Source organism: Streptomyces sp. NPDC030165, assembly GCF_055573595.1.
Genome location: NZ_JBVIBD010000017.1, coordinates 127245 through 134177 on the forward strand (window position 1 = coordinate 127245; position 6933 = coordinate 134177).

Consider the following 6933-nt stretch of genomic DNA (forward strand, 5'->3'; position numbering starts at 1 on the left):
GAATGACGTATTCCGTATGCGGTGGACGCAGGTGTGGACATCGGCCCGGGCGGCGGCGCGGAGGGAGCGGGCGCGTCCCAGCCGTACGGGCGGGCCGGCACCGGCCAGGGCGTCAGCCGGGCAGCGGGTGCGCCCGGTTGAGGTTGAGCAGGGGCGCGAGCAGGTCGCCGTGGCGTTCACGGCGCTCGGCGACGGCGTCGAAGAGGAACGTGAGCTGCTCCGGGTCCGTGCAGGCCTCGATCTCGCCCCAGGTCACGGGGGCGGATACGGTCGGCAGCTCGCGGGCGCGCACCGTGTAGGGGGCGGCGGTGGTCTTCGAGGCGGAGTTCTGCGAGAAGTCGATGAAGACCTTCCCGGGCCGCAGGGCCTTGGTCATCCGGTGCACGACGTGGTCGGGCAGGGTCCGCTCCGCCTCGACGGCGATGGACTTGGCATACGCGGTGACACCGTCCGAGGGGGTCGGCTCGATCGGTACGAGGATGTGCAGGCCTTTCGAGCCGCTGGTCTTCGCGTACACGTTCAGGCCGTCGGCCATCAGGCGCTCGCGCAGCCACCGGGCCACCCCGCAGCACTCCACGATCGTGGCCGGCGCCCCCGGGTCGAGGTCGAACACGAGGCGGTCGGCGACGCGCGGCGCGGCGGCGGTCCACTGGGGGGTGTGCAGCTCGACGACGAGATTGGCGGCCCACATCAGGGTCGGCACGTCGCGGACCAGCACCTGCTGCCGGGACTTCGCCGTGCTGCCGGGGACCTCGGTGGTCTTCACCCATGCGGGCGTCCCGGGCGGCACGTTCTTGGTGAAGAACCGCTGGCCGTCGGGCCCGTCGGGATACCGCAGGAAGGAGACGGGCCGGTCGTGGACGTGGGCGAGAAGGGCGCCCGCGGTGGTGGCGTAGTAGTGCAGCAGCTCGCCCTTGGTGGTGCCGGTCCGCGGATACAGGACCTTGTCGAGGTTGGTGAGCGACAGCCGCCGCCCCTCCACGACGGTGATTGGCGACATACGATGACAATCCCATAAAAATGCCACATGAGGGATGAGACATGCGATCTGTTTGGAACGGGTCTATCTCCTTCGGGCTGGTCAGCATCCCCGTGAAGACCTACAGCGCGACCGAGCGCACCGCCTCCGTCTCGTTCGTCCGCATCCACGAGAAGGACGGCGGGCGCATCCACTACCGCAAGGTCTGCGAGCTGGACGGCGAAGAGGTCCCCAACGAGGAGGTCGGCAAGGGCTACCAGGCCGCGGACGACACGATCGTGCCGATCACCGACGAGGACCTGGCGAAACTGCCGCTGCCGACGACCAAGACCCTGACCATCCTGGCCTTCGTCGGCGCGGACGAGATCGACCCGCTCCAGCTGGACAAGTCCTACTTCCTGGGGCCCAACGGCGTCGCCGCCGCCAAACCGTACGCCCTGCTGCGGGACGCGCTGGAGCACCAGGAGAAGGTCGCGATCGGCAAGGTGGCCATGCACGGGCGGGAGACGCTGGCCATGCTCCGCTCGCACGACGGGGCGATCGCCATGCACACCCTGCTCTGGCCGGACCAGGTCCGCTCGGCGCGCACCGTCGCCCCGCGCGACGACGTCGAGATCCGGGAGAACGAGCTGACCCTCGCCGAGACCCTGATGGACTCGCTCGGCGACCTGGACGAGTCCGAGCTGCACGACGACTACCGGGAGGCCGTCGAGGAGCTGGTCGCCGCGAAGCTGGAGGGCGGCGAGCCGGCCGCGCCCCGCGCCGCGCCCGGCGCCGGCGGCAAGGTCATCGACCTCATGGCCGCGCTGGAGAACAGCGTCCGCGCGGCGCGCGAGTCACGCGGGGAGGGCGGCGGGGGCGCCGAGGAGGAGCCGGAGGAGGAGCCGGAGGAGGAGCCGGCGTCGGTCACACCGATCAGGGGCCGCAAGGCGACGGCGAGGAAGACCACGGCGAAGACCGCGTCCGGAAGCGGCGCCAAGAAGACGACCGCGGCCCGTAAGACGTCCGGGTCAGCGGCGAAGAAGTCCTCCTCCGGCAAGGCGTCGGGCGGATCCGGTACCAAGAAGACGGCGGCCGGCGGGAGCTCGGGCGGCAAGAAGACCGCGGCCAAGAAGACGGCGGCGAAATCGGCGGCCAAGTCCACCGCGAAGAAGGGCGGCAAGAAGGCGTCGGCCTGACGAGGGGGCGTGGGTGTGCGGGCGGGCCCACGGCGGCGCCCGGCGGCCTTAGAGTCGGTGCATGGCTTCAGACGAGGGAACGGTGCGCGTCGACAGCTGGATCTGGTCCGTCCGGCTGACCAAGACGCGTTCGATGGCCGCGACGGCCTGCCGCGGCGGGCACGTACGGATCAACGGTGAGCGGGTGAAGGCCGCCCACGCGGTGCGCGAGGGCGACGAGGTCCGGCTGCGGCACGGCGGGCGGGAGCGGATCGTGGTGGTCTCGCGCCTGGTACGCAAGCGGGTGGGCGCCGCGGTCGCCGCGGAGTGCTTCGTCGACAACAGTCCCCCGCCGCCGCCCCGTGAGGAGATCGCCGCGGTCGGCCACCGCGACCGCGGCGCCGGGCGGCCCACCAAGCGCGACCGGCGCGAGCTGGAACAGCTGCGCGGCGGCCGCTGAGGCGGCGCGGGCGTTCCCGTACGGGCGTACGAACGGAAGAGTACCCGCCCGTACGGGAACGCCCGGCGCGCTCACAGCTCGCTCAGGTACACCCAGGCGCCTGCGTCCCGTACGAAGCGGCTGTTCTCCTCCTGTACGCCGGGCTCGCCGTTCAGCGTGTAGTGCGCCCGGAACTGGACGGTGCCCTCACTGTGGAAGGCGCTGCCGCCCGTCGTGCTGACGATCTCCAGGCGCGTCCACCGCTGCCCCGGCTCGAAGTCCAGGCCCGCCGGGCGGGTCGCGGGGTGCCAGGTGCGCAGCAGGTACGCCGCGTCACCGGCCGCGAAGGCGCTGTAGCGGGAGCGCATCAGCCGCTCGGCCGTGGGTGCCGCCGTCCGTCCCTGGTGGAAGAGGGCGCAGCACTCCGCGTAGGACGCCTGCAGTCCGCAGGGGCAGGGGGCGGAAGGGTCGATCGCCGTTCGCCGGCGCGCGTGAGATCTGGACACCCCTGAATTGTGACCGTTACGAAAACCCGCCGGCCGCTGGCCCCCAGGAGTCGCCGAGGCGACGCCCCCGTCAGCCGGCCGCGCTCCGCAGCCACCCGTCGACCGTCGCCGTCACGGCGCGGGCGAAACGGTCGATGCCCGGCGACCGTACGGGGCACGGGCGGGGCGTGGTGGTCGTCGGGGCCAGGCAGAAGTGCAGGGCGTCGTCGGCGCGGTGCAGGTCGGTGGTGCCGCCGCCGGGGGCCGGGTGGGTGCAGTACGCGGGGTGCGCGCGTTCGTAGGCGTCGCAGGGCAGCTGGCGGACCCACCGGTAGCGGTCACCGGCGGGGCTGAGCGTGCGGCCCGCGTCCGCGTACAGGTCGCCGGAGGCGGCGGCCTGGGCCGCGTAGACGGCGTTTACTCTGCGGGTCCGGTCCGGGTGGAAGGCGTCGGGTGCCTGGGAGGCCCACACGATCTTGGGGCGGGCGAGGCCTGCGGCCCGTGCCGCGGCGGCGATCTCCTCGGTCAGCGCCCGCGCGTCCGCGGCGTACCGGTCGTAGTAGCCCGCCGTACCGTACGTGGCGCCCGCCATGCAGGGCGTGTAGCCCCAGGCGTTGCCCCAGAACTGGAGGATCACGACGCGCGGGCGCACCGTCCGTACCAGCGCGGCCGCCTTGTCCCGGGCGGGGACCAGCGACTTGCCGCGCCAGGCCGTCAGGTAGTCGCACAGCGTCGTGCCGGAGTGCGGCGCGCTGTGCAGCGTCGTGCGCCCGGTCTCGCTGAGCCGTTCGGCGAGCGCCTTCTGGCTCTCCATGGCCAGCGAGTCGCCGAGGTAGAGGGCGGGGACGGCACGGGCGGGCGGCCCGGGTGTCGTGCTCCCGGTCGGCGCGTCCGGCGGCGGGGCGGAGGCACTGCCGCCGGACGCCGGGGCGGTCGCGGTCGGGCGTGGGCCGGGCGGTGTGTCCGTGGGGTCGGAGGCGAAGACGACGCTCCAGCCGAGGGAGCCGACCAGGGCCAGGGCCAGCACACCGAGCAGTGGTACCACCCAGCGCTGGGTCATCGGGCCGCCCCTGGTCGCGTACGGCCGGTGGCTCATGTCAGGTGCACTTCACACCGGCCCGGGCAGACCAGCCAAGCACACCGCGGGGCCGCCGGAAAAGACCGCTACCCGACGCATGCGGCGGTCGGCGGACGAAGGCCCGGCCACCCGGCCGGCGCCGGCTCCTGAGCCTGAGCCCGGTTCTGGTCCCGGTCCTGGATCCGAGCCCGGTTCCGGGCCTGGTCCTGAGTCTGAGCCCGGTTCCGGCCCGGGGCCGGCGCCTTCCCGCAGAACTCCGCCTCGATCACGTTCACGTACAGCGCCTGGTCCGTCAGCCAGTCACCGTTGATGTTGAACGTCAGCTGGTGCCCGCCGTCCCCCGTACCGAACGAGGCGGACATCGAGCCGTTGGCCCCGCCGGTCTTGCCGACCACCCGCACACCGCAGGACAGGACGGCGGTCTCCACGCCGAGCCCGAACCCGAACCCCTCCCCCGCCGGCACCACGGTGAGCAGTTCCCTCATCTGCGCCCGGGGCAGCAACGCGCCGCGCAGCAGGGCCCGGTGGAAGCGGTTGAGGTCGCCGAGGGTGGAGATCATGTCGCCCGCCGCGCCCAGCCAGGTCATGTTCTGCTCGGTGGCGTCGTGAACCGGTGCGTCGGGGGCCGGGTCGTGCAGCCGGGAGTACGCGACAGGGTGCGGGTCCGGCATCGTCGCGCGGCTCCCCGGGAACGACGTTCCGCGCAGCTTCAGCGGCCCGATGACGCGGCGCGTCACCTCCCGGGCGTACGAACGGCCCGTCGCCTTCTCGATGACCAGGCCGGCGAGGACGAAGTTGGTGTTCGAGTACCGGGCCTGCGTCCCCGGCGCGGACGTCGGCGGGTACTTCAGCGCGATGGACACCAGCTCTTGGGGGGTGTGGTCGTCGTAGCGGTGCTCGGGGAAGCGGCTGCCGGAGGAGTTGGCCTGGAAGTCCGGGTCCTCGGTGTAGTCGGGCAGGCCGCTGGTGTGGTGGAGCAACTGGCGCAAGGTGATCGCGCGGCCGTCGTTCCCGTGTCCCCGCACCAGGCCCGGCAGCCACCGCTCCACGGTGTCGTCCAGGCTCAGTCTCCCCTCCGCCTCCAGTTGGAGCAGGACGGTGGCGATGAACGGTTTGGTGATGCTCGCCGCCCGGAAACGGTCGTCGGCCGAGCGTGCGCGCCCCGTGCCGGTGTCCGCGAGGCCCGCCGAGCCGAACCACCTCCTCCCACCGTCCCGGGCCTCGGCCGCCACGCCGGGCAGCCCGGCCACCTCCACCAGTTGGCGCAGCGCCTCCTGGGTCGCCTCGTGCCCGTGCCCCGGTGCGGCGGGCGCCGCCGCGTACGCGGGGGCGAGGGTCGCGGCCCCCACCGCGACGGTGGTGGTGAGGGCGAGTATGGCGGTACGTACGGTCCGCGGTGTCACGAGTCGGCCTCCGGAAGCAGGCAGGGGGCTGCTTGTCCCCCTGTGGCGGGAGGGACGCCGGAGAGGAAGCCGGAGGTTGACCGTACGGGGCGACGTCCGCCGCGATGTCCGGAAACGTGCGGAAGCTGTCCCGGACAAGCCCGGACAGCCCATCGGTGGGCGGCGCGGGTACGGGGTCGGCAGTGTCGTCAGGGAGCCCGGGAACGCGGAGCGGAGCGCCCGTGCACGGGGGTGCGGACAGTGCGGGCCGGCAGCCTGCCGGCGAGCGCGGGTACGGCGATCCGGCGCTCACTGCCCGCCGGACGCCCCTCCGCGTCCGCGGTCCCGGGCCGGTCGTACCCCGCACGCCGTGCGGTGGTCCCGGGCCGGCCCCATGATGGAAGCAGCGGAGGCACTGCCGGCCCGGCGGGACTCTCCGGACCCGAGCGATCTTTCGGGAGGCGCCATGGGCAAGGACAGCACTTCGGGTTCCGACGGGGCCCGCGCCGCACGGCAGCGGGAGTTCTACACGGGCGGCGAGCGCCCGTTCGATCCGGAGGACCTGGTCATGGCCAGGGGCCTGGAGCCCACGCCGGAGCGGGTCGAGGAGGCCCGCAAGCTCATCGAGGAGAAGGGGGCGGCGGCGATCGAACGCTATCTGCCGTAGCGGGCCGCCGGCGGGCGTACCGCTCAGTTCGAGGACACCAGGGCGGCGATGCGTTCGCGGTAGGCGGCGCTGTCCTCCTGGCTCAGCGGCAGCCGGCCGTCGCCCGCGAGGTGCGACGGAAGGTACGTGGCCTGCTTGACGGCCTGGGACAGCGGACCGGGCAGGTTCAGCAGGAGCTGCCCCTGTTCGGCGGTCTCGATGACCATCCACGCGTCGGAGCCGCGGTCGTCGGGGGTGGTCGGCTCGATGGTGCTCACGGCCGTCACGGTCAGGGTGGGCGGTAGGTCGGTGGTCGTCGGAATGGCGGTTCCCGTCGCGTCCGTGTTCTCGTTCTCCGTATTCATGTTCCCTCCCTAGCAACCGGGTACGGGTCCGGGCCAGCGCTCGGGCCGAGTCGTGTCTCACAGTGGCCGGGGGAATGCGGGCCGGGACCGCGGAAAGGAGAGGTGACCGACGGACATGGGCCGCAGAAGAGACCTGGCCAGAGTGACCCGTCCGACACGCGCCGACGGGACCCGATCGCCGATCATGGCCCGCATGGACGAGGACACCCACACCACCGGGCCGGCGCCGGACGCGGCACGGCGTACGCACGACCGGGAGCGCCGGCAGGCCCGCCTGGTACTCGCGGGGCGCGCCGAGAGCGCGGAGGACCTGGCGATGCTGATCGACGCCCTGGGGCTCGACCCCGGGGAGGACCACGATCCGCCGGGGCGGCGGGAGTGAGACGAGGTCCGCGGTCGGCG

9 protein-coding genes are annotated in these 6933 nt (G+C 73.1%); 4 read left to right on the plus strand and 5 right to left on the minus strand.

Annotated features, from left to right (window positions below; genetic code table 11):
• Positions 1-112 precede the first annotated feature (112 nt).
• Positions 113-1000 carry a non-homologous end-joining DNA ligase gene (gene ligD / locus ACZ4Z1_RS28875; RefSeq protein WP_468489569.1) on the minus strand — a complete coding sequence of 296 codons (888 nt, stop codon included), beginning with the start codon at positions 998-1000 and terminating at the stop codon, positions 113-115.
• 41 nt (positions 1001-1041) lie between these two features.
• Here ligD and ku point away from each other — a divergent pair, with 41 nt between their 5' ends.
• Positions 1042-2157, plus strand: a complete 1116-nt coding sequence (gene ku, locus ACZ4Z1_RS28880) for a non-homologous end joining protein Ku (protein ID WP_468489570.1) — start codon at positions 1042-1044, stop codon at positions 2155-2157.
• A 61-nt stretch (positions 2158-2218) separates the two neighbouring features.
• Positions 2219-2596, plus strand: coding sequence for an RNA-binding S4 domain-containing protein (locus ACZ4Z1_RS28885; RefSeq protein WP_468489571.1), 378 nt, complete (start codon positions 2219-2221; stop codon positions 2594-2596).
• A 71-nt stretch (positions 2597-2667) separates the two neighbouring features.
• Here ACZ4Z1_RS28885 and ACZ4Z1_RS28890 read toward each other — a convergent pair whose 3' ends face one another.
• The 3 genes from ACZ4Z1_RS28890 to ACZ4Z1_RS28900 form a co-directional block, all read right to left on the minus strand.
• Complete coding sequence (locus ACZ4Z1_RS28890; RefSeq protein WP_468489572.1) at positions 2668-3081, minus strand: YchJ family protein; 414 nt, start codon at positions 3079-3081, stop codon at positions 2668-2670.
• Positions 3082-3151: 70 nt separating this feature from the next.
• On the minus strand, positions 3152-4120 hold the full coding sequence (locus tag ACZ4Z1_RS28895) for an SGNH/GDSL hydrolase family protein (protein WP_468489645.1): 969 nt from the start codon (positions 4118-4120) through the stop codon (positions 3152-3154).
• A gap of 104 nt (positions 4121-4224) precedes the next feature.
• Positions 4225-5541 (minus strand): serine hydrolase domain-containing protein, encoded by a 1317-nt coding sequence (locus tag ACZ4Z1_RS28900; protein ID WP_468489573.1) that lies wholly within the window; start codon positions 5539-5541, stop codon positions 4225-4227.
• 445 nt (positions 5542-5986) lie between these two features.
• Between ACZ4Z1_RS28900 and ACZ4Z1_RS28905 the strand changes: the two genes are divergently transcribed.
• The gene (locus ACZ4Z1_RS28905) at positions 5987-6187 is read left to right on the plus strand and encodes a hypothetical protein (RefSeq protein ID WP_468489574.1); all 201 of its coding nucleotides are present in this window, start codon (positions 5987-5989) and stop codon (positions 6185-6187) included.
• Positions 6188-6210: 23 nt separating this feature from the next.
• Here the strand turns inward: ACZ4Z1_RS28905 and ACZ4Z1_RS28910 are convergent, their stop codons facing one another.
• Positions 6211-6531, minus strand: coding sequence for a hypothetical protein (locus ACZ4Z1_RS28910; protein ID WP_468489575.1), 321 nt, complete (start codon positions 6529-6531; stop codon positions 6211-6213).
• A gap of 193 nt (positions 6532-6724) precedes the next feature.
• Here ACZ4Z1_RS28910 and ACZ4Z1_RS28915 point away from each other — a divergent pair, with 193 nt between their 5' ends.
• Complete coding sequence (locus ACZ4Z1_RS28915) at positions 6725-6913, plus strand: hypothetical protein (RefSeq protein ID WP_468489576.1); 189 nt, start codon at positions 6725-6727, stop codon at positions 6911-6913.
• Positions 6914-6933: the final 20 nt, after the last annotated feature.

Excerpts from the sequence above, each read along its gene's own strand:
- ligD (WP_468489569.1), bottom strand. The coding sequence starts at position 1,000 with ATGTCGCCAATCACCGTCGTGGAGGGGCGGCGGCTGTCGCTCACCAAC.
- ku (WP_468489570.1), top strand. The coding sequence starts at position 1,042 with ATGCGATCTGTTTGGAACGGGTCTATCTCCTTCGGGCTGGTCAGCATC.
- ACZ4Z1_RS28885 (WP_468489571.1), top strand. The coding sequence starts at position 2,219 with ATGGCTTCAGACGAGGGAACGGTGCGCGTCGACAGCTGGATCTGGTCC.
- ACZ4Z1_RS28895 (WP_468489645.1), bottom strand. The coding sequence starts at position 4,120 with ATGACCCAGCGCTGGGTGGTACCACTGCTCGGTGTGCTGGCCCTGGCC.
- ACZ4Z1_RS28905 (WP_468489574.1), top strand. The coding sequence starts at position 5,987 with ATGGGCAAGGACAGCACTTCGGGTTCCGACGGGGCCCGCGCCGCACGG.
- ACZ4Z1_RS28910 (WP_468489575.1), bottom strand. The coding sequence starts at position 6,531 with ATGAATACGGAGAACGAGAACACGGACGCGACGGGAACCGCCATTCCG.
- ACZ4Z1_RS28915 (WP_468489576.1), top strand. The coding sequence starts at position 6,725 with ATGGACGAGGACACCCACACCACCGGGCCGGCGCCGGACGCGGCACGG.